This window comes from Streptomyces marianii, from assembly GCF_005795905.1.
GTDB lineage: Bacteria > Actinomycetota > Actinomycetes > Streptomycetales > Streptomycetaceae > Streptomyces > Streptomyces marianii.
Map to the genome: position 1 here is coordinate 460,580 of NZ_VAWE01000001.1, position 19,827 is coordinate 480,406.

18 protein-coding genes and 4 pseudogenes are annotated in these 19,827 nt (G+C 69.4%); 13 read left to right on the forward strand and 9 right to left on the reverse strand.

Translation table 11 applies throughout. The features are described 5' to 3' along the window. Window positions 1-53: 53 nt before the first annotated feature. The 8 genes from FEF34_RS02055 to FEF34_RS02090 all read left to right on the forward strand — a co-directional run bounded on the left by FEF34_RS02055 (window position 54) and on the right by FEF34_RS02090 (window position 8,218). Entirely contained in the window at window positions 54-1,547 is a 1,494-nt protein-coding gene (locus FEF34_RS02055) for an alkaline phosphatase D family protein (RefSeq protein WP_171052783.1), read from the forward strand. 13 nt (window positions 1,548-1,560) lie between these two features. Further along, window positions 1,561-2,163: a hypothetical protein gene (locus tag FEF34_RS02060; protein ID WP_138051588.1), complete on the forward strand. Its 603-nt coding sequence runs from the start codon at window positions 1,561-1,563 to the stop codon at window positions 2,161-2,163. Between the two features lie 307 nt (window positions 2,164-2,470). Next, the gene (locus tag FEF34_RS02065) at window positions 2,471-4,141 is read left to right on the forward strand and encodes a serine/threonine-protein kinase (RefSeq protein ID WP_138051589.1); all 1,671 of its coding nucleotides are present in this window, start codon (window positions 2,471-2,473) and stop codon (window positions 4,139-4,141) included. 518 nt (window positions 4,142-4,659) lie between these two features. Beyond that, on the forward strand, window positions 4,660-5,007 hold the full coding sequence (locus tag FEF34_RS02070) for a hypothetical protein (RefSeq protein WP_138051590.1): 348 nt from the start codon (window positions 4,660-4,662) through the stop codon (window positions 5,005-5,007). Window positions 5,008-5,149: 142 nt separating this feature from the next. Then, on the forward strand, window positions 5,150-5,851 hold the full coding sequence (locus tag FEF34_RS02075) for a GDSL-type esterase/lipase family protein (protein ID WP_234043039.1): 702 nt from the start codon (window positions 5,150-5,152) through the stop codon (window positions 5,849-5,851). After that, entirely contained in the window at window positions 5,784-6,266 is a 483-nt protein-coding gene (locus tag FEF34_RS02080; protein WP_234042223.1) for a hypothetical protein, read from the forward strand. The genes FEF34_RS02075 and FEF34_RS02080 overlap by 68 nt, the downstream gene beginning before the upstream one ends. An 85-nt stretch (window positions 6,267-6,351) precedes the next feature. After that, window positions 6,352-7,872 carry an FG-GAP and VCBS repeat-containing protein gene (locus tag FEF34_RS02085; protein ID WP_138051592.1) on the forward strand — a complete coding sequence of 507 codons (1,521 nt, stop codon included), beginning with the start codon at window positions 6,352-6,354 and terminating at the stop codon, window positions 7,870-7,872. A gap of 166 nt (window positions 7,873-8,038) precedes the next feature. Continuing rightward, entirely contained in the window at window positions 8,039-8,218 is a 180-nt protein-coding gene (locus FEF34_RS02090) for a hypothetical protein (protein ID WP_138051593.1), read from the forward strand. 226 nt (window positions 8,219-8,444) lie between these two features. Here FEF34_RS02090 and FEF34_RS02100 read toward each other — a convergent pair. The 3 pseudogenes from FEF34_RS02100 to FEF34_RS44455 all read right to left on the reverse strand — a co-directional run. Continuing rightward, a pseudogene (locus tag FEF34_RS02100) lies at window positions 8,445-8,615 on the reverse strand (transposase); the annotation flags it as partial. Window positions 8,616-8,788: 173 nt separating this feature from the next. Next, a pseudogene (locus FEF34_RS44105) lies at window positions 8,789-8,964 on the reverse strand (ISAzo13 family transposase); the annotation flags it as partial. Window positions 8,965-9,019: 55 nt separating this feature from the next. Next, window positions 9,020-9,204, reverse strand: a pseudogene (locus tag FEF34_RS44455) (transposase); the annotation flags it as partial. A gap of 200 nt (window positions 9,205-9,404) precedes the next feature. Here FEF34_RS44455 and FEF34_RS02110 point away from each other — a divergent pair. After that, window positions 9,405-10,223 carry a bestrophin-like domain gene (locus FEF34_RS02110; protein WP_138051595.1) on the forward strand — a complete coding sequence of 273 codons (819 nt, stop codon included), beginning with the start codon at window positions 9,405-9,407 and terminating at the stop codon, window positions 10,221-10,223. Window positions 10,224-10,571: 348 nt separating this feature from the next. Here FEF34_RS02110 and FEF34_RS02120 read toward each other — a convergent pair whose 3' ends face one another. Continuing rightward, entirely contained in the window at window positions 10,572-11,048 is a 477-nt protein-coding gene (locus FEF34_RS02120) for a hypothetical protein (protein WP_138051596.1), read from the reverse strand. A gap of 96 nt (window positions 11,049-11,144) precedes the next feature. Here FEF34_RS02120 and FEF34_RS02125 point away from each other — a divergent pair, with 96 nt between their 5' ends. The 3 genes and pseudogenes from FEF34_RS02125 (at window position 11,145) to FEF34_RS44110 (ending at window position 12,715) form a co-directional block, all read left to right on the forward strand. Beyond that, a complete protein-coding gene (locus FEF34_RS02125; protein WP_138051597.1) occupies window positions 11,145-11,666 on the forward strand; it encodes a hypothetical protein in 522 nt (173 codons plus the stop codon). Between the two features lie 70 nt (window positions 11,667-11,736). Beyond that, window positions 11,737-11,961 (forward strand): annotated as a pseudogene (locus FEF34_RS42435) (hypothetical protein); the annotation flags it as partial. A gap of 589 nt (window positions 11,962-12,550) precedes the next feature. Continuing rightward, entirely contained in the window at window positions 12,551-12,715 is a 165-nt protein-coding gene (locus tag FEF34_RS44110; protein WP_407698335.1) for a helix-turn-helix transcriptional regulator, read from the forward strand. A 23-nt stretch (window positions 12,716-12,738) separates the two neighbouring features. Here the strand turns inward: FEF34_RS44110 and FEF34_RS02145 are convergent, their stop codons facing one another. From FEF34_RS02145 to FEF34_RS02165, 5 genes are all read right to left on the reverse strand, one after another. Then, window positions 12,739-13,962 carry a DUF1015 family protein gene (locus FEF34_RS02145; RefSeq protein WP_234042224.1) on the reverse strand — a complete coding sequence of 408 codons (1,224 nt, stop codon included), beginning with the start codon at window positions 13,960-13,962 and terminating at the stop codon, window positions 12,739-12,741. A gap of 78 nt (window positions 13,963-14,040) precedes the next feature. Then, window positions 14,041-15,339: an MFS transporter gene (locus FEF34_RS02150; protein WP_138051599.1), complete on the reverse strand. Its 1,299-nt coding sequence runs from the start codon at window positions 15,337-15,339 to the stop codon at window positions 14,041-14,043. After that, the gene (locus FEF34_RS02155; protein WP_171052784.1) at window positions 15,336-16,493 is read right to left on the reverse strand and encodes a PLP-dependent cysteine synthase family protein; all 1,158 of its coding nucleotides are present in this window, start codon (window positions 16,491-16,493) and stop codon (window positions 15,336-15,338) included. The genes FEF34_RS02150 and FEF34_RS02155 overlap by 4 nt, the downstream gene beginning before the upstream one ends. 125 nt (window positions 16,494-16,618) lie before the next feature. Next, window positions 16,619-17,047, reverse strand: a complete 429-nt coding sequence (locus tag FEF34_RS02160) for a hypothetical protein (protein ID WP_138051601.1) — start codon at window positions 17,045-17,047, stop codon at window positions 16,619-16,621. Between the two features lie 215 nt (window positions 17,048-17,262). Beyond that, the gene (locus FEF34_RS02165) at window positions 17,263-17,733 is read right to left on the reverse strand and encodes a hypothetical protein (RefSeq protein ID WP_138051602.1); all 471 of its coding nucleotides are present in this window, start codon (window positions 17,731-17,733) and stop codon (window positions 17,263-17,265) included. Between the two features lie 861 nt (window positions 17,734-18,594). Between FEF34_RS02165 and FEF34_RS02170 the strand changes: the two genes are divergently transcribed. After that, entirely contained in the window at window positions 18,595-19,812 is a 1,218-nt protein-coding gene (locus FEF34_RS02170; protein WP_138051603.1) for an MFS transporter, read from the forward strand. The last annotated feature ends 15 nt before the right edge of the window (window positions 19,813-19,827 follow it).

The following is a 19,827-nucleotide window of genomic DNA, read 5'->3' on the forward strand; positions in this document are numbered from 1 at the left end:
GGCGATTCCTCCGAGGGGCGGGGGCTGCCGCCGCCGTGGGGGTGGCGGGGTTCGTGGGGACCGAAATCCTCCAGGGCTCCGCCTCCGCGGCGGTGATCGAGCCGACGTTCAACATCAACCCCTTCCAGTTCGGGGTGGCCAGCAGCCCCCTGAGGAACGTGATCTGGACGAGGCTCGCCATCCTCCCCCTGGCCCGCGACGGCAGAGCGGGCATGCCCGACGGGGACATCCCCGTCCGCTGGAAGGTCGCGCGGAACCGCGACGGCAGCGGCGTCCTCGCCGAGGGAACGGCGTACGCCCTGAGTGGGAACGGGCACAGCGCCCGCGTCGAGGTGGCCGCGCTCCCCCAGGCAACGGCGGTGTTCTACTGGTTCGAGTACGGCAACTGGCGGTCCACGGTGGGGCGGCTGAAGACTGCCCCCGCCGCCAACAGCAACCCGTCCGCGATGACGGCCGCCGTCATCTCGTGCGCGAACTTCGAGCACGGCTTCTTCCACTGCTACGAGCACATCGCCGACCACGAGGTCGATGTGGTCATCGCGACGGGCGACTTCACCTACGCGGACTCCTACAACCCCGGCTACGGCTCCAAGGCGAGGAGCCATCTGCCCGCCGGGGAGTGCTTCACGCTGGCCGACTACCGGCTGCGGCACTCCCAGTACCGTGCGGACCCCCAGGAGCAGGCGATGCGGGCTTCCGCGGGGATGGTCCTCACCCTGGACGACCACGAGGTGGACGACGACTGGGCCGGGAGCACGCCCGACTACTTGGAGGACGCGGCAGCCAACAGCGGCCCGGGCACCTTCTGGGAACGCCGGCACAACGCCCTGCAGGCCCACTGGGAGAACACCCCCCTGCCGTTCATGATGAGGCCGGTCCGCAGCCTCATGCCCAACAGCTACCAGACCCTGAACTGGGGGCGCCTCGCAGACCTCCACCTGCTCGACACCCGGCAGTTCCGCTCGCGTCAGGACAAGGGCCGGCGGTTCGAGGAGAACCGATACATGCTCGGGCCGGACCAGTTGGCCGCGCTGGGCGACAGCTACCGCGGGGCCCGGTGGGACCTGCTGGTCAACCAGGTCGTCATGGCCGGTTGGACCCACGGAGGGCCGGGGACGGAAAAGGCATCGGACTCGTGGGACGGCTATCGGGCAGAGCGCCGCCGGGTGATCAGGCAGTGGTCCGACAGGAGGGTGGCCAACCCTGTCGTGCTGACCGGTGATGTTCACTTCGGCGGCGCCGACAGCGTCTTCGATGACTTTGACGGACTGTCGACCAAAGCCCCCGAAATCATCAGCTCCTCCATCACCTCCGGTGGTGACCTGGAGGGGGACTGGGCAGGGAGTCGGGTCGTGCTCGACGCGCTGCCCCTGCACATGTACCACCGGCGCCGGGGCTGGACGAAACTCGACATCACTTCCCAGCGCATCCACATCCAGTGGCGGGGAACCGAGGTGGTCAGTGCCCGCGCCGCGCAACCGGACCGAATCTTCCAGTCCGCGGACATCAGCGCCGGCCAACACGACTTCTCCAACACGAGCTGGTGAGAGGAACCTTCCAGTGAACTCAGCAACGGAATCCACCCGCTGGCGGAAGACGGCCGGCCTGTCGGCTGCGGCTGCGCTCCTGTTGGGCCTGACTGCCGCCGGACCCGCGGCGGCGGACCCGATACCGCCGGAGAGCCGGAAGTACCTGTTCGAGATCGACTGGGTGAAGTGCATCGATCAGACCGGTGCCACCGACTGGTACGAGGACGAGATCTACGCGAAGGTCGTGGACACCGCACCGGGGGGCAACAACGTCATGTACACCGACACGGTCGGAGACCTGGATCCGGGCGACACCGCGATGTTCGACCACTACTCCCGGGTCATCGCACCCAAGAGAGTCCACGTCAACAGGTCCGGTGATCTGAATCCGCGGGACGGGGACGCCTGGTCGGAAAGCCGATGGGGAACCACGGCTCCGCTGAACTTCTCCGTGGCGCTGTACTCGGAGGACCCGGCGTTCGACAACCACATCCAGACCCGGCAGTTCGCCTTCACGGCGGCGGGCCTGGCGCGCGACATATCCGCCCCCGACGGGACCGCGGTCTACACGCGGACCTTCGTGGGCGAGGGGGGCGAGTTCCAGGTCCGCATCGCTGTACACCGCATGTGGTGAGGGGACCCGCGTGAGCGTTCCCCGCGGGGCCGCTCCGCCTGCGGTCCATCGGTCACCGACGGACCGCAGGCGGCGGGGCGTCGACCCGGGCGGCGGGTGAGAGGGACCGGCCACAGTCCCACCCGACCCGAGGGGCACCGGCGCGTGAGGCGGTCGGGCCACCCGAAATCCGCGGACACCGGCATCGCCGGCCCGCAACAGAGGTCTGGGGCGGATGCATGCGCCTCCACCAACCGCGCACCAGCAACGACCGCGTACACCAGGTGAGGCCGTGACCGGTCGTTCCCGAAGAGAAGGAAGCGTACACATGCAGGAGTGGGTTGTTCCCGGGTACTCGGAGTCGGGGGAGCTGGGGTCCGGGAGCAGCGGCCGCGTCGTGCGGGCCGTGCACGAACGCACCGGGACCCCGGTGGCGGTGAAGTACCTCAGCGACGCACTGCGTGCGGATCCCCGTTTCCTGCGCGAGTTCAGGAACGAGGCCGGGCTGCTGGCCGCCCTCGGTTCCCCATATGTGGTCGGCCTCCACGAGTACGTCGAGGGCCCGCAGGGCTCCGCCATCGTGATGGAGCTGGTGGACGGCATCTCCCTGCGCGCGCTGCTGCGCCGGAAGGGCGCGACCGCCCCGGAGGCCGCGCTCACCGTCCTCAAGGGATCGCTGCTCGGCCTCGCCGCCGCACACCGGACCGGTGTGATCCACCGCGACTACAAGCCGGAGAACGTTCTGGTGGCCGCGGACGGGACCTCCAAGCTGGTCGACTTCGGGATCGCGGTACGCGAGGGCACCGCCCCCGGCGTTGCCGGGACTCCCCTGTACATGGCACCTGAGCAGTGGAACGGCCTGGCAGCCTCCCCGGCGACCGATGTCTACGCCGCCACGGCCACCTTCTACGAGTGCCTGACGGGTGAGTATCCGTACGCCGGTGGGACGGCCATCGAGTTGGCGGTCCAGCACATGAGCGCGCAGATCCCGGCAGACATGGCCCCGGAGCCTGTCCGTACGCTGATCCGACGGGGTCTGGCCAAGCACCCGGAGCAGCGGCCTGAAACGGCGGAAGCCTTCCTCGCGGAGCTCGAGGAGGTGGCCGCGACGGTCTACGGCGCGGAATGGGAGGAGGAAGGACGGCTCAGGCTGGCGGCTCTGGCGGCCCTGCTGCTGCCGACTGGTCCTCCGGTTCCCCACCCGCCCACCGGAAGCACCACGCTGGCCACCACCGTGCTGTCCGGGCGGTCCGGTGGGCGGCTTGGCTCCGGTCTGCGGGGACCGCTGGCCGGTGCCGGGGTGGTGCTTGCGTCGGTGCTGGCCTTTCTGCTGCCGGACGGCGGCGACCAGCAGGCGGCTGCCGAGTCCGCCGCCACCACGCGGGCCCGCCCGGGAGTGGTCAGCAGTCCGATCACCGACCGACCCGTGCCGGGCTCCGGGTCGGGGATGCCATCGTCATCGCCGAGCGCCTCCACAACCGCGTCACCGTCCGGGACCGGTTCGCCTTCGGCCTCCGACCCCCCGCTGGTGGCCGGCGAATCACCTGGTGCCGCCGGGACCCCGGGCGCCGACACGACTCGGCCCATCGGGTCGGCGTCGATGTCGTCGTCCACGCCGGCGACGACCAAGACCGCGCCGCCGCCCGCCTCAAGCACCCTGCCCGCCCCACCGGCCGCAGAGGTGACCTCGTTGTCCGTCGCGACGCTGCGCCAGTCGGGCTTGACGACGGCGGACGCCTCCATCGTGGTCGGTACGAGCGGGACGGGACCCGTGACCCTGACCGTCGCCTGGCACGCCTCTTCCAAGGGTGGCACCCTGGGGGCTCAGGACGGCGCCTCGCAGACGTTCCGGCTGAGCGGCGAGGACTCCTACACCGTCACCGCCTCGCACGACTTCCGCGACAACGCCTGCTACTGGGGCGTCGCCGCCGCAAGCCCCGCGTCCGCTGCCGGCGACACCTCTCGGCAGATAGTGACGCAGAGGTGTGATGTCCGATGACGGTGTTCCCCGGCCCCGGGGCGGCTCGAGACCCGGGGGCGAAGGGCCGCGCGGGCACGGCGAGCGACGACGGTTACAGCGCGACGGCACTGGACGACGCCTGGTTCGAGGCACCGGATGCGCCGACCGTACCGACGGGGTCCGGAGACGGCGGCCAGGTGCACACGGTGCGGCTGCCGCACCCCGGCCAACCCGCGGTCACGGCCCCCTCGCCGCCTGCAGACCGTGCGGCGCCCCCGTACGGCCTCCCGAGTTCCCCGGACGGCGGCCAGCGGGGAACCACCGACCGTCGGTCGGGACCTCCACGGCCCGTGGCAGCCGCGCCTCGTCGAACGAACGCCGAAGTCCTCCGATTCGGACGGGAGCCCACGGGACCGGTGGCCACCGACGCGGGCGGAAACACCGTGCCCGCCGCGTGGCAGGAGCCCCTTCCCGGGCGCGCGCGGAGCTCACGGCACAGCACACCCCGCCGCCGACGCCTGCGCGGGTGCGCTCTGGTTCTCGTCCCGCTCGTCGCCGTGTCCGGCTACCTCCTGGCGCAGCGGCTCGAGCCGTCCCTCACCGTCGAGGAGGTGTCCGTGGAGACCGCGGCTACGGTGCCGGCCTGTGGCGGCACGGCGGACATCGTCGGTGTCGTGCGGACCGACGGGCATGCCGGAACCCTCGCCTACCACTGGCTGCGCAGCGACGGCACCACGTCGGGCACCCTGCTCGAGACGGTCACCCGAGGGCAGCGGGAGACGCGACTGCACCTGCTGTGGACCTTCCGTGGCCGAGGCCGCCACGAGGCCAGGGCGGAGCTCAGGATCGACTCGCCCTCGGGCGTGTCCCCGGCGGCCGTCGAGTTCACCTACACCTGCCCCTGAGCGCCGGAGTACCACTGCCGTCCGGTACATCGGCGCACGGACTGCCCGAGCACCGCATGCCGTCGCCGGCAAGAGCGGTCTGTCGACCCGCGGGCGCGAACGGCACCGCTGAGAGGAATCGAGAACGGAGATGGACGAAGGGATGGAACCCGCTGTGACTCGCAGCCGGCACTCGTACGGAGGGCGCAGGAAACGTCCACGTCAGGACACCGCTCCGATCGCGCCGGCTTCAGCGACGAGCCGGAGAGTCTGCTTCCTCGGCGACTCCATCGTCCTGGGAGTCGGTGACCCTACACATCGCGGATGGGTAGGGCATGTGCCACGGTTGGCGGCCGGGGCCGGAGTTGACCTCACCGCCTACAACCTGGGCATCCGGGGGCAGACAACACCGTTGATCGCGGAGAGGTTTCCCGAGGCTCTGGCGCGGCTGCCGCAGGGGCAAGGTCACCTCGTTGTCAGTGGCGGGATAAACGATACGGATCTTGCAGGGGGACGCGTGCGATCCACCACGGCTGAGTCCGTGGCGGCGTTGCGGAGGTTGCTGGGCGCGGCATCGAGCGCCGGGATCGACACACTGGTGGTTTCGCCGACTCCCGTCGCCGACGCCGGGCATCAACGGAGACTGGAAGGCCTGAGCGAGGCCTTCTCGGCACTGACGACCGCCATGGGTGTGCCCTATGTGGATGTCATGTCCATCCTCTCTTCGAGGCGGGAATGGGGCGAGGCAATGACCGTCGGTGACGGGTACCACCCGGCCGAGCGTGGATACAGGCATCTTGCCTCGACCATCTGGGCCGCCGGTATGTGCTGCTGGCTCGATCAAGACCTGCGCCATCCTCGATGAACTCGGCGGGATCGCCTTCCCCCACGCGAAACTCGCCGTCCGCGTCCACCGCCGCCGCAAGAAGACCAGCCGGCGCGAGAAGACCAGCCGGCGCGAGACGCGCGAGAATGTCCACGCCGTCACCAGCCTCGACGCCCACCAAGCCACGCCCGCCGACCTAGCCGCCGCGATCCGCGGGCACTGGGGCATCGAGAACTCCTCGCACCACATCCGAGATGTCACCTTCGTCGACGACGTCTCCACCGTGCACACCGGCACCGCACCCCGCGCCATGGCCACCCTCCGCAACCTCGCCATCGGCACGCTGAAACTCCTCGGAGCCGACAACATCGCCAAGACCACCCGAGCCATCCGCGACGAACCGGGGCGAGCACTCCCGATCCTGGGCATCTTCAACACCCCGGACCCTCACTGAACTTGATCAAGCCCTGACCTGGTTCCGGCGCCGGGGCATCGCCCACACCATCCCTGAACGAACCGACCACTGAGGAGAGCACGACATGCGACGACTTATCCGCCTGAGCCTGGCCACAGGGGCGGTCACTGCGCTCGGAGGCGGCCTGCTTGCGGTCGCCGAGACGGGGTCGGCTGCGGTGCCGGGATCGGCCCTGACCGCACCCGAATCCGCGCTGGCCCAGGCCGCGACCTCGGGGCCGACCCCGGCCCCGACCCCGACTCCGGCCGCCGCCAAGCCCGACTTCAACGGGGACGGCCGTGCGGACATCGCTGTGGGAAACCCCAACGCTACTGTTTCGGGGCAAACGAGGGCCGGGCAGATCACTGCGTTTTACGGGGGTGCTGATGGTCTGTCCTTCAGCCGCCGCCAGGTCATCACGCAGAACACCCCCGGTATGGCCGATGAGGCCGAGGAGGACGACCGCTTCGGCTACGCGCATGCGGTCGGGGACTTCAACGCCGACGGATACAGCGACCTCGCCGTATCCGCGCCGCATGAGGGAGGCTTCGTCGGCCGCGTCTTCGTCCTGTGGGGCTCGCCGGGCGGACTCACCGGTGGCACCGCCATCTCCCGGCCTTCTACAACGGTAAGTTCTTGGGGATACACGATGACCGCCGGCGACTTCGACGGCGACGGCCGGAGCGATCTCGTGGCGACCGGGCACAGCAACGTCGTCTTTACGTACGACAACCTGTCTCCGTCTCCCGGAAGCCGTAGCGTCAGCAGCCGACTGCTGCCGATCTCGACGGCGTTGGGCGGAGTGGAGGGGCTCACCGCGGGTGACGCAAACGGCGACGGTCGGGACGATCTGATTGCCAGAGGCATGTCCGCCGCCAACGAGGTGCGCGACACACACTTCTGGGTGCCGGGAACGGCTGCTGGCCTCGCCGTCCCCCCTCATACGCGGACGCTGCCTGCCGGCGAATCGGTCGCCATCGGCGACATCAACGGTGACAGTTACGGTGACATCGTCGTCGGTCTTCCCTGGGACGACAGCGACAACCCCGGGGTGCCTGGGCACTACCCCCCGGGCACAGTCCCGGGCGGCAAGGTCACGGTCCGCTACGGATCCGCCTCCGGCCCGTCGTACTACGGGAGGACAATCACTCAGGGGACAGACAACATCCCCAGCAGCGCATCACCGAACGGGGACCGGTTCGGATATTCGCTGAGTCTGGGGGACATCAACGGGGACGGCAAGGCGGACCTTGCGATCGGTACCCCGGGCAAGGACATCAACGGGGTGGAAGGAACCGGCGCCGTCACGGTGCTGTACGGCACCGCTGCCGGGCCCAACACCTCGTTCAAAATCCAGCAGTACGCCCAGAGCAGCCCGGGCGTCCCCGGCGACGACGAACCGGGCGACGGTTTCGGAGATTCCCTGGGTCTGACAGACGTCAACGGTGACGGCAAGGCCGACCTGACCATCCGCGCCCCCCAGAAGGGACAGAATTCCCTCACCACTCTTCGCTCCAACGGCCAGTCCATCACCACGGTCGGCGCCACGGTCTTCAATCCCCATGCACTCGGCGTCACACAGCAGTTGCCGGGGACCAACAGCTGATCACCCACGTACCTTCGGGCATCCGGTGCCCGGGGAGCCTATGGCCACCCCGGGCACCGGACTGCACCCGGGTCTGTTCGGCATATCTGGAAAGTCTGCCCGCTCATGTGGTCCAGAGGTGGGCATCCATGCACAGGGGGATGTTGTGGAAGCGACGGTATTTCAGGTGGGAGACACGGTCAGTCACTTCACCGAGGCCGGGCGCGTCGGCGTGGTGGTCCGCGTCCGGCGGCCCTGGTGGACCTTCTTCGGGCGCGTGTACTGGGTGGACTGGAGCAGGGGTGCCTGTCCCGAGCCGTATGCCTACGGCCTGTGGCACGCCCCACGGCGGGACAATTCGGCGTGAACGACGCCGAGTACCTGACGTGAACTACGACGTGCGGCGGGCGGCCCTCATCCGGGCCGTGCCGTGGTGCCCGCCGCGTATGTCACCGCGGTCGCGCAGCTCGGCGGCCCGATCACGCTCATCTGGGACAAACTCAACGTCCACAAAGCCGCCGACCTACAGGCATGCCCCGCGTCTCGGGACCGGCTCACCTCCGGGCGGGTGCGTTGATTCCTGAGGGATGGGGTAGGAGCCGCTTGGTCAGCTGCTGGAGCAGCCCGCCCTCGCCGGTCAGCTGCAGGCCCTCGGCCTGGGCGCGGCCGACCAGCTCATCGATGAGCTGGTCGTCCACCCCCTTCGCCGGCTGCGGCTCAGCCGCCTCGACGGACTCGGCTTCGGTCACGTTGTCGCTGGTCATCGATGCATCTTCCTTGATCAGGAGTTACACCGATCGTTTTACACTCCCCACTTGGACGCTCTGGCCGGCCCGGCGCGCACTCGTACTACAGCCTCAGATCTTGTGACTGGTGATCGGTGCCGATCGTTGTCCGGTCATGCTGATGGATGTGAGTGCGGAGCACGTTGAGGGTTTCGGCGGACCGTCGTCTCGCCCACCTTGGCGGCACGGGCGACGGCCCGGATCCCGCCATGCCCGAGCAGCCGGGCCTCCGTCGCACACATCAACCGGCGCTGCCGCTCGTTCAGATGCGGCAGCAACACCTCGAATGCACGGCGAGTTGACCGCGCACCCCTTCCGGAAACGCCATACCAGATCAACGACGCCAGCAGACGGAAGCGACACCTTGTTTCTCTACGGCTTCAATGAACGCGACAGCGCTGGTAGGCGGCACCGAGCATGACCTTGCGGACCGCCCTACCAGGCCGGAGTGGTGGTCGCCGATCACGAGGCGGATCCCGGTCAGACCGCGTTCGCGCAAGTGGCGCAGGAACTCGGTTCAGAACACCTCGGTCTCGCTGCCACCGACCATCACTCCCCAGCTGCTCCGGGCCGATCACGAGAACGACGGAGCTCTGGGGCTGACATCCCCCTCTGAGCACCCCACCGGACCTTCAGCCTGAGTGTGTCGCTTGCCAGGACAGGTGGAGACATCGAGGATACCCATGTGAAGTCGATGCCGGTGTCCGAAGTCGGCCTGTCGCTGGAGCTCCTGGAGGAGCTGGCCGCTGGCCCCGGAAGCCCGAGTACATGCTGACGATCAGCACCATTGCGGCGATCGCGACCGCACTGGTGATCGGCCTGGCTGCCAACCACTACCGGTGCCGACAAGCGCTGGAGGGCGGCGATGAGACATCCGTCCGCGACCCCCTGAAAACGCTCGCTGTCCTCCTGGTGGCCTTCGTCATGGTCATGGCCGCGCAGTCGTACGACACCGCCAGCCAGGCAGCGTCGTCCGAGGCCCACCGGGTCGACCAGCTCTATGAGGTGGCGGACTACGCCCCGGAGCCCCAGCGCGAACGGCTGCAGGCCGCCGCCGTCTGCTATGCGCGCGCCATCCTGGCGTACGAATGGCCGCAGATGGACAAGAGCCATCGGATGGACTCCGAGGCCTCCGTCTGGTCGTCGGACTTCCGCCGCCACTTCAAGGAGTTGGCCCACAAGAACGCCAATACCTTCGAAATACTGGTCGACGTCGACGACCAGCGTTCCGCCGCCCGCCAGACCCGGCTACACGAGGCCTCTCCGGCGATTCCGCCCACCCTCTTCTGGTTCATGACCATCGCACTCGCCGCAACGATCGGGGCCTTCGCCTTCGGATTGCCGTGCAGACGCAGGCCCTCGCACGTCATACTGCTGTGCGTCCTAGCCGCGCTCTTCACCGGCTCCCTGCTCATCGTCGAGGACATCGACCGGCCGTTCTCCGGATACATCCGCATCACCAGCGAAGCCATGGCGGACACGACCGGTGACATCAGCAGCGACTTCGCCCAGGACCACCCGGGCCGCCCCCTGCCGTGCGATATCCGGGGCGCCCGTACAGGGCAGACCGACTCTCCGGAACGGTAGACCGACTCTCCGGAACGTCGCAAGGCGGAGTGGCATTGCCGATCCGGGCTGTGGCCTGGCACCGGGCCCACGACCGGACGTCGATCCCGCGTGGGCGTCTGGTCAGCCGTCACCCAGCACACATGGGAAGGGCCCCACCCCGGGACGAACTGGCGGCTTCTAGGGGTCGTCGAAGTCCATCGCACCCCTCGAGCCGGGGTGTTGCAACGACTCCTAGAAACCGCCGACTGGGGTGGGGCCTTCCTGTTTGCGCTGCTCGTTCAGGCTACTCCTGGACGTTTCGGCGACGCCGCATCCACCACACCAGGGCCGCGCCGGTGGCGGCGATCGCCGCGGCGATGCCGGAGATCAGACCGATCGGGGTGCCCGATCCGGTGTCGCGAGGCCGCCGTCCGGGTCCGGCCGGTTCGCCGGAGGCGTCACGCCCCCACTGCCGCCGGTGTCACCGTTGCCGGGCTTGGTCGGGTCCGGGCCCGGCGACGTGGGCGGATCGCTCGGGTCGGTCGGCGTCGGGTCGGGCCCGTCATCTGTCAGGGCGGCGCCGTTGCCGCCCAGGAACGCGGTGTCGCTGTCGCGGGCGGAGGTCTCCGTGCGCACGGAGTCCTTCGTCGCGCGGGGCAGTTCACGGTGCTGGGCGGTGAACTCGACGCCGGTGATGTTCCGCTTGGGGACCTTTGCGAAGTCGATGCCGCCGACGAAGAACGTGTAGATCCGGCCGTCGCCGAGGGGCCATTCGTAGGTGAAGTCGCCCTTGGTGAAGGACTTCACCATCTCCTGCCACACGGTCCGCTTGTCCCAGTGGGCGTTCTCACGCGCAGCGGCCACCGCCGTCAACACCGCGCGTACAGCGCGTTGTTGACACTCCGTGTGATGACTCCGCGAAGATCCTGCGCGGGCAGCGCGGTTCGGTAGGTTCTGGCCATGACCACACTCCACTCCGACTACGACTCCACCCGCCACCCCGACCTCCTGGTCTGGCTCACCGAACGCCAGGCCGCCTTCGAACGCTGGGCTCGGGAAGCCGGCGGCGTCGACAGGTTCGACTTCTCCGACGCCTCCCTCGATGCCTTGGAAGGCCTGGTCAAGGAGAAATTCGCCGAGTCGGAGGAGATCACCGCACTGCGCCGCTCCCCCTTCATCCAGGGTGCCGTGTGGTACATCGGCGAGACCCTGCGCCGACGGCGCGAGGGCTGGGTATGGAAGTTCGAACCGGACGTCACCTTCGGCCTGCTCCCGGCGTTCTATCCGGCGGTCCCGGACTCCGCATATTTGGACACCCCCTGCGTCGGCGCACCCGACGCCAAGCCCGGCGAAGACTGGTACCCCCTGAACACGCTGCGCCGACTCCTCGCCACCGAAGACGAGTTCGACAACCCGATCGACGAACGACTCGTCGGCATGATCGAAGGCTGGTACGACGAAGACGAGGAAGACGACGAGTAACTGGCGCCCGCAGTGCGGGCGCCAGGCCGTGTCTGATGAATTGATCTCGTGGTGGGTCGTGGTGAGCTGACGGCTCGGCGTCGCCGAGGGGGACCTCCTGCCCGTCCGTACCGTGTACAAGTTCCTCACCGACGGGCGGCCCGTGCAGTTGTCGACGAGCTCGGAACCGTACGGCCTCAGAGGCGGCACCCTCGTCGTTCTGCCCGACGACGGGCCGCACGCTGGTGCCGGCGTCTCGAACCGCATGGCCGAGATCGGCATCATGGTCAGTCATGCCGTCGCACAGCCCGAGCCGACCTGTAGGCCCGCCCGTCGTTTGTGCGCCGACTCGCCGCTGCCACGGGGAAAAATCGGTCAGGGCCCCTGTGCCGACCAACAACCGTTCGATCTTCACGAGGAGCCTACGCACGAACTGCGGCGAGATGGGCACAGGCCGGGTTGCGGTTGCCGCGCGGCGCTTGAGCGAGTGCACCTCGTACGCCGCGCCGTCGTCCGTCCAGTCCTTTCCCGCGGTGACGACACCGCCCGACAGGTTGAGCACTCCCCATCCAGTCTTGGGTAGGTGGCACTGGTCGAGCCGGAGGTGAATGACCTCCGCCGGCCGCATGGCCGCGTAGGGCCTGCCGCCACTCCTCGCTCGGCTCTTGGGCCCACGCGTTCTTGTTGAACGCCCACGAGTACAAGGTGCGCCGGAGCACCCGCGGCTCCGGATACGTTGCGCCAGGGTGCACCAGGGCGGGCGTGATGGTGGCGAATGCGTCGGCCAGGGTCCGGCGGGTGTTTCCCGGCGTACGGTCCCACCGCTGATCGAGTCACGCGGTGTGCCGGGTAGGTCCAGGATCCGGGAGTTGGACCAGCCGCCGCACATCAGAGACGGCAGCAGGGTGTCCTCGAGTTCTTCCTGGGCCAGATCCACCAGCCCCAGCCACTTCACCCACCGGTTCCGGGCGGCCTACGGCGTCACTCCGCGCGAATGGCGTCGGCACCGTGTCCAGGACCCGCCACGCACCGCACCGGAAACGCCTGGCACGATCCGGTCGGCGGACTGAGGACCAACCCGGCCGACCGGGGATCAGGGGGCGTCGAGGACGCGCAGGGCGAGTCCGGCGGTCGGTTTGGGGCCGAATGAGGTGGTCTTGCGGGGCAGTAGTACGCCCGCAGCGGCGAGCGTGCGGACGGATTCCTCTCTGACCGCGGGTAGCAGGACGGCGATTCCGCTGCCTGGTGTCGCCGTGGAGGCAACGGCGTGACGCATGTCGTGCACGTGGTGTACGCCTCCGGGGAGGTCGAGTACCGACCAGGTCAGGTCCATCAAGAGGTGGTCCGACACGGCGGTGGGCACATCCCGCCATTCGGCGGGATGCCCCTCGAGTGCCGCGTCGAGGGATCGCGGGTCCGGGGCGGTGAGGCTCCAGGCCCTGCCTTCTGCGGTGATGAGAAGTTCGCCGGGCATCGGGTGCCGGGCTCCCTCGGGCAGTGGGCGTACGCGCATCGCCTCGGCGGCTGCGGCGATGGCCTTGTCGGGTTCCAGGCCGGGGACGACCCGGTGGATCGCCTTCAGCTGGAGCGGGTGGGCCGTCTGGTCCACCAGCAGTGCCAGGCTTCGTGCCCACGGTCCGCCCGGGTGCCGGTCGTTGAGCCGGAGGCAGGCCGCGTAGCGATGATGGCCGTCGGCGATGAGCGCGCCGGCGCCGGCCAGGTGACGGCTTACGGCGGCCTGTTCGCGGGGGTCGGTGCAGGCCCAGACGGTGTGCGTGATCAGGCCGATGCGGGCGGCGGCCAGTGGCGGGCGTCGGGTGATGTCGTCCATGGCGGCCGGCCCCGGGGCCCCCGGGGCACGGTAGGTGAGCAGCAGCGGTTCGAGCTGTGCTTGCAGACCTTGCATGTGGGCTGCTCGCTGCCCGACCACGTGGGCCTGGACGTCCTCGTGGGGGAGAACTGCGGCAGGGGTGGCAGTCGGCAGGTCGAGTTCGCCGATGACGCCGCGGAACAGGATCTTCGCGCCAAGGTGTTGCTGGTAGACGTAGAAGGCGGGGCGCTGGTCGCGGACGAGGATGCCGCGGTGCATCCAGCGCTCCAACCGCTGCCTGGCAGCGGTCCCGGGATCTGACGAGTACACGAGCCGCGCCAGGTGGTGGCGACGGTGGCGCGGTGCACGGGCACGGGAGGGGCCGACGTCGTCGTGGGGCGGGCAGAGGACGTGGGCCAGGTCCCCTGCGGTCGCGGGGTTGTAGCGGACGGCTCGGAATGGCCGGAGCCGTACGCCGGGGACGGACGGCTGGGCGGGAGTGGGCATGGGGGCTCCTGGGAGAAGCGGACGCGGCCGAGGAGGGGCGGGCATCGGGTGCCCGCCCCTCTCGGCAGGGCTGGTTCGTCAGGCTGTTGCCGGTTCGGTGTGCGCTTCGCGCACGGGAGGTGAGAGCCGACCGGTGCGGTGCAGCCCGTACAGGGCTGCGGCACAGACCAGACCGAGGGCGAGCAGGGAGATCCACGGCAGAGCCGGCATGCCGGCCGCGCGGGCCGCGTCCAGTGCGGCTCCCGTGAGCAGGTTGCCCAGCGTTATGCCGATACCGCAGATGGTGTTGTAGAGCCCGTAGTGGGTGGCGACGAGCCGGTCACCGGAGAGGCGGACGATGGTGTCCATCTCGAACGGATACGCGATCATCGTGCCGAGGGCGAGCAGCAGCGCGGCAAGGGTGGGAGGCACCGCGGCGAGCAACCACAGGGCCGGCCCGCCTTCGGGTACGGGCACGGCGGTGGCGAGCACCAGAGGGACGAACGCGGCGCCCATGGTGAGCAATCCATAGGTGAGTGCTTGGCCGGGTGCCATCCGGGCTTTGCACCATGCGGTCACCTTCGTCTGGAGGAGGATCGTGCTCAGGCCGGAGGCGGCGAAGAGCACCGCGACCGCGCCCGTACCGAACGTGCCCTGTCCGCCCAGCCGCCGCACTTCGAGGGGCAGCGCCAGATAGACCTGGAAGGACAGGACGTAGGAGCCGATCATGGCTGTGGAGAACAGCAGGAAGGGGCGGTTGGCCAGAATTCCACGCCACTGGGAGAGCACGCCCCGTCCGCCGCCCGTCCGTTTCGCCTCGTCTGCCCGGCGTGCGGGCAGACTACGGATCTGCACGGCACTGAGCAGCGCGAAGATTCCGGCCGCGACCAGGCATGTGACCCGGAAGTCGACGCCGGTCAGCACCATGCCGACGAGCGGGCCGAGCAGGATGCCCGCCTGGTAGAACACATTGAACAGGGCGAAGGCTTCGACACGCCGTTCCCCGGCGTCTGCGGCGAGGTAGGCGCGGACGGCCGGGTTGAACAGTGCCCCCGCCAGGCCGGTCGCTGCGGAGGCGGCCAGGAGGGCGGGCAGGGAGTCCACGAGACCGAGGGTGGCGAAACCGACGGTGCGCAGGACACAGCCGGCCACGATCAGCGGCTTGTAGCCGAACCGGTCGGCGAGGGTGCCGCCGACCAGGAACATGCCCTGCTGGCTGAAGTTCCGTACCCCCAGGACGAGGCCCACGATCCATCCGGCCAGCCCGAGCGTCCCGGAAAGGTGGGCGGCGAGGTACGGCATCAGCATGTAGAAGCCGAGGTTGATGGTGAACTGGTTCACCATCAGCAGCTGGACGCTCCGTTCGTAGGAACGGACCTGTGCGAGGGTGCCCTTCACCGCCGCTCGTCCTCTGCCTCGTCCTGCGAGGTGGACGCATCGGCCGGAAGGACGTCCTCCGTCTGCGCGGTGCCGGCCGGCAGCGTCAGGGGATCCACGACCGTCGTACAGCGGGTCCAGCGGGAGACTTCCTTCTCGTCCGCCCGCCCGACGACTTCCGGCTCCAGGGGTGGCGGGCCTTCAAGAAGGCCGTGCGCGGCGCAGTAGTCGTCGTCGTACACGGTGCCCAGGTAGCGCTGGGGGCCGTCGGGGAAGACGGCCGCGATCCGCGCGTCCCCCGGCAGCGTGCGTGCAAGCCATCCGGCCACCAGCGCGACCGCGCCCACGCTCCAGCCTCCGGTCGCGTAGTGGGAGGCGGCAAGCTGCCGGCAGGTCCACACCGCTTCCGCCGGAGCGACCCAGTGGATCTCGTCGAAGTTGCCGTAGGCGACGTTGCGGGGGTAGATGCTCGAGCCCAGGCCGCGCATCAGCCGTGGCCGGGCGGGCTGTCCGAAGATCGTCGATCCGACGGTGTCCACGCCGACGACCGTCAGTCCGGGGTACAGCTGGCGCAGGACGCGTGAGACGCCAGCGGAGTGACCGCCGGTGCCCACGCTGCACACGAGCACGTCGATGTGGCCGAGATCGGCGGCCAGTTCCAGGGCGAGTGGGGTGTAGGCGGTGGTGTTGTCCGGGTTGTTGTACTGGTCGGGGCACCAGGAGCCGGGGTGCTGGGCCGTCAGCTGTTTCACGCGCTCGCGTCGGGCTTCCTGCCAGCCCCCGGTGGGATGGGGCTCGGACACGAGATTGACCTGTGCCCCGTACGCGGCCAGCAGCCGCGTCATCGACATCTCCAGTCCGGGGTCGGTGACGAGGGTGACCGGGTGGCCGTGAACCATGCCGGCCAGTGCGAGCCCGAGACCGAGGGTGCCGCTGGTGGATTCGATGATCCTTGCACCCGGTCGCAGGTCGCCCCGGGCACGGGCGCGCTCGACCATGTGGAGCGCGGGACGGTCCTTGATGCCGCCGGGGTTGAAGCCTTCGAGCTTGGCCCAGAAGCCACGTCCGTCCTGGGTGAAGGGCTCCGCCACCCGGAGCAGGGGCGTGTTGCCGACGAGTCCGGACAGGGCGTTGCGCGTGGGGGGTGTGGTCGCAGCATGAGCGGGAGTGGACATCTGTGAGCTCTCGTTCGTAGATGGCTGATCGGGTCGCATCTCGCCTGCCGCGCTCCCGGGCAGAGTCCTGCTCGAGGAGGGCAGCGTCGGGCGGCGGCCGGTCGTCCCGGCCGCACGGACGAGTTCTAGATCCGCCAGCAGCACACGTCGGCGAGCGTGCGGCGCCCACTGGGTACGGCGTGCTGTCCGGACCGAGACCGCTGAGCAACCGGGGGCGCCGCGCCGAGGGGGTCGACGAAGGTCACGAGGGCAGGAGCGTCAGCTGCCGCCCTGAGCGAGGGCGTTTCCTGCCCCGCCCTCGATTTCGGGGCCGTTGCAAGGCACACTTCCGCGGAATGGGGCAGCGCCGGCCGGTTGTCGGTGAGTGCGTCGGCGGCAGGCGTTTTCGGCGTCAGTGTCGCGGTCGCAGTGTGGGCGTGGCCTTCTTCATGGGCGTGCGAATGGTCGGCGCAGGTGATGGCGACGATCGCCAGAGCGGCGAGAACGCAGGCGATGAGGACGGCGCGCATTCGAGCGCCAGTGGCGCCGAGGGTTTCGAGCGGGTGGAACGACACAGTTCCTCCGTGCGGGATCTTCCTTCTCTAAAAGGCTCTGGAGAGAAGGAAGCAGGGACAGAGATCGGTCACTCGGGGAATGCCGCCGGTGGCCCGTTCGAATTTCGTGGACCTTACGGGGACGGTCGGCCCGAATTACATCGGGCACACCGCGGGACCCCTATCGGCCACGTGGTTCAACGGTCTGCCGAACGGCTCGAGGGGAGATCCGAGTCCTAGGTCCGCAGGATCGCCGTCGTTCTCTCGCCTGCCGGGGGCAGGTCTCCTCCCCGGCCTTCGGCCAGGAGGGACCGGTACTGCGCGTGGTCCGCGAGTGCGGTGTCACCCGACACGCTCGCGCAGGGGGTGTGCAAGGGTGCGCCCTGCTGCGGCTGCACGGGCATGCAGTCCTCGGCCGGGTGGGGGGCGCTGTCATGCTCCTCGGCCGGGTGGGGGGCGCTGTCATGCTCCTCGCCCCCTGCCGTCGGCGATGGCTCCCCCAAGGGAGCAGCAGGACCGTCGAACGCGAGAGGCGACATCGACGCCGAGAAGGACGCGCCGTTGGAGAGGTGATGGGCGGCGCTCTCGGTGCTCACGCCGTGCGCGTACACCAGCCCCACGATGAGCAGGGCCAGCCAAAGCATGTGCAGCGGACCGCGGGAGTTCCCGGCCCGCGGCACACCGATGGGTGACCGCGCCGTAATCATGCCGTGATCCTAACGGGTGCCGTAGGCCCCATTGCAACTCCCCCGGAATAAACGGTAAGCCAAAGAGAACATATGGTGCACGCACGGCAATGGAGGAAAGTGACGTGCGTCGCACGGGCGTAGGCTCGAGATAAAAACTCAATGACCATTAAATGAAAAGTCGGGCAGTGTGTCCCCTCACACCGGCCGGACGTAGGTGACGAAGCGTCACATCTTGGGCCGCGGAGAGAGGGTGGTGCTCCTGGGCAGGACGACGGCGGCGTCCTTCCGCTGCCCGGTGCGGTTGCGGCGGCGAGCAGGTGGCGGTGTCCGTCGACGCCGATGTGGCCCCCGGCCCGGGTCGCGGCAGCGCGGGCCCTTCGCGCGGGTGTCTCCAGACGGGCGCCGAACTGCGTTTCCTGCCCCTGGACTTCGCCGCCGGTCACCCACGGTGCCTCACCGTCGCGGACGGCGGCGGCGTCATGTCCCCTGGCGTGGTGTAGTTGATCATTCGGAAGTGCCGGGCAGGCTGGTGGTGTTGTCCGGACAGGGGCTGTCCATGAGGCGGAGAGGACCGCCCACGGAGTCGCTCCGCTGCGCCGGCTGCTGAAGGCGGCCCGCTGCCGCATCGCGCGTTGCGATCGTGGAGCGCGAGTACAGCTCTGACGAACTCCCCCCGGAACTCAGCCACCGGTCGGCAGGGGCCCGAACCCGGGGAGTGGAACGCCGGCACGCGCCGCGTCTCTCCGGCGTGAGGCCCTGACCGCAGCACCCGTCCGCCGCCGTGGCGAGGAACCGGGCCGGGGGAGCGGCATCCGGGACCCTTCCCGGGTGACCACTTAAAGTGACACCACCTCACACCTGATCCCAGGAGCGTGATCCGTGCGCTGGAGACTCCCACTCGGACTGAGTCGCAACTTCCGGTTGCTCTGGTTCTCGGTGGTCGTCTCCGGCCTGGGCGACGGCATGCGCTACGTGGCCCTCCCCCTGCTCGCGTCGCACCTGACGTCGGACCCCCGCAAGATCGCCCTGGTGTTTCTGGCCGATCAGCTCCCCTGGCCCCTGGTCATGGTGGCCGCCGGGGTGACCGCGGACCGCTTCGACCGGCGCCGGATCATGGTGGCTCTGGACTCGGCGCGTGTCCTGGTCGCGGCATGGCTGGCCGTGATGGTGGGGCTGGAGCATGTGACACTGGCTGTGATCTGCGTCGCCACCGCGCTGTTGGATCTCGGGCAGAGGTTCTACCTCGGGGCGGCGGCCGGAATCGTCCCGATGACCGTGCGGCGGCTCGACCGGGACCGGGCGAACGCCGCGTTGGCCGGGGGGTCGGTGACCGCCACCCTCCTGCTGGGCAACCCCCTGGGCGCGCTCCTGTACGACATGCATCCGGTGCTGCCGTTCGGTGTCGACGCGCTGTCGTTCCTCTGCTCCGCGGCACTCGTCTTCTCGATCCGCGGACGCTTCCGCGCCGAGCGGCCCCCCGAGAGCACCGGCCCGGTCGGGCACCTGCTGCTGCGGCAGTTCACCGACGGACTGCGCGCCCTGTGGAAGCAGCTCCTGCTGCGAAGGATCACGCTGCTGAGCGCCCTCTACGACATGGTCGGCATGTCGCAGGTGGCGATCGGCATCCTGTTCGCCCGGACCGAGCTCGGCCTGAGCGACACCGGCTTCGGCCTGCTGGTGGCGACGTTCGGTCTGGGCGCGCTGATCGGCTCCGTGTTGGTGGGGCGCTGGGCGAACCGGTTCGGCAGGGGGCGCCTTCTGCTCGGGTCGCTGGTCATCGCTGCGGTGGCGTCACTGGGCCTCGGTCTGGTCGACGCATGGCTGCCGGCCGGGGTGTTCGTCCTGCTCTACGGTGCGTCGACGACCGCGTGGCGGGTCAACGCGACCACCGTGCGCCAGAACCTGGTGCCCAACCGTCTGCTGGGCCGGGTGACCATGACCCAGAAGCTGCTGGTGCGCTGCGGGGCGATCGTGGGCACGGTACTCGGCGGGCTGGTCGCCCACCACTTCGGCCTGCGTACCGTGTTCCACGTCGGTGCCGTGCTCCTCCTCGCGGGCGTGGTCGCGGGCGGACGCCGCCTGGTGGCGAGGGCATAGGCCCCGCCGACGGCC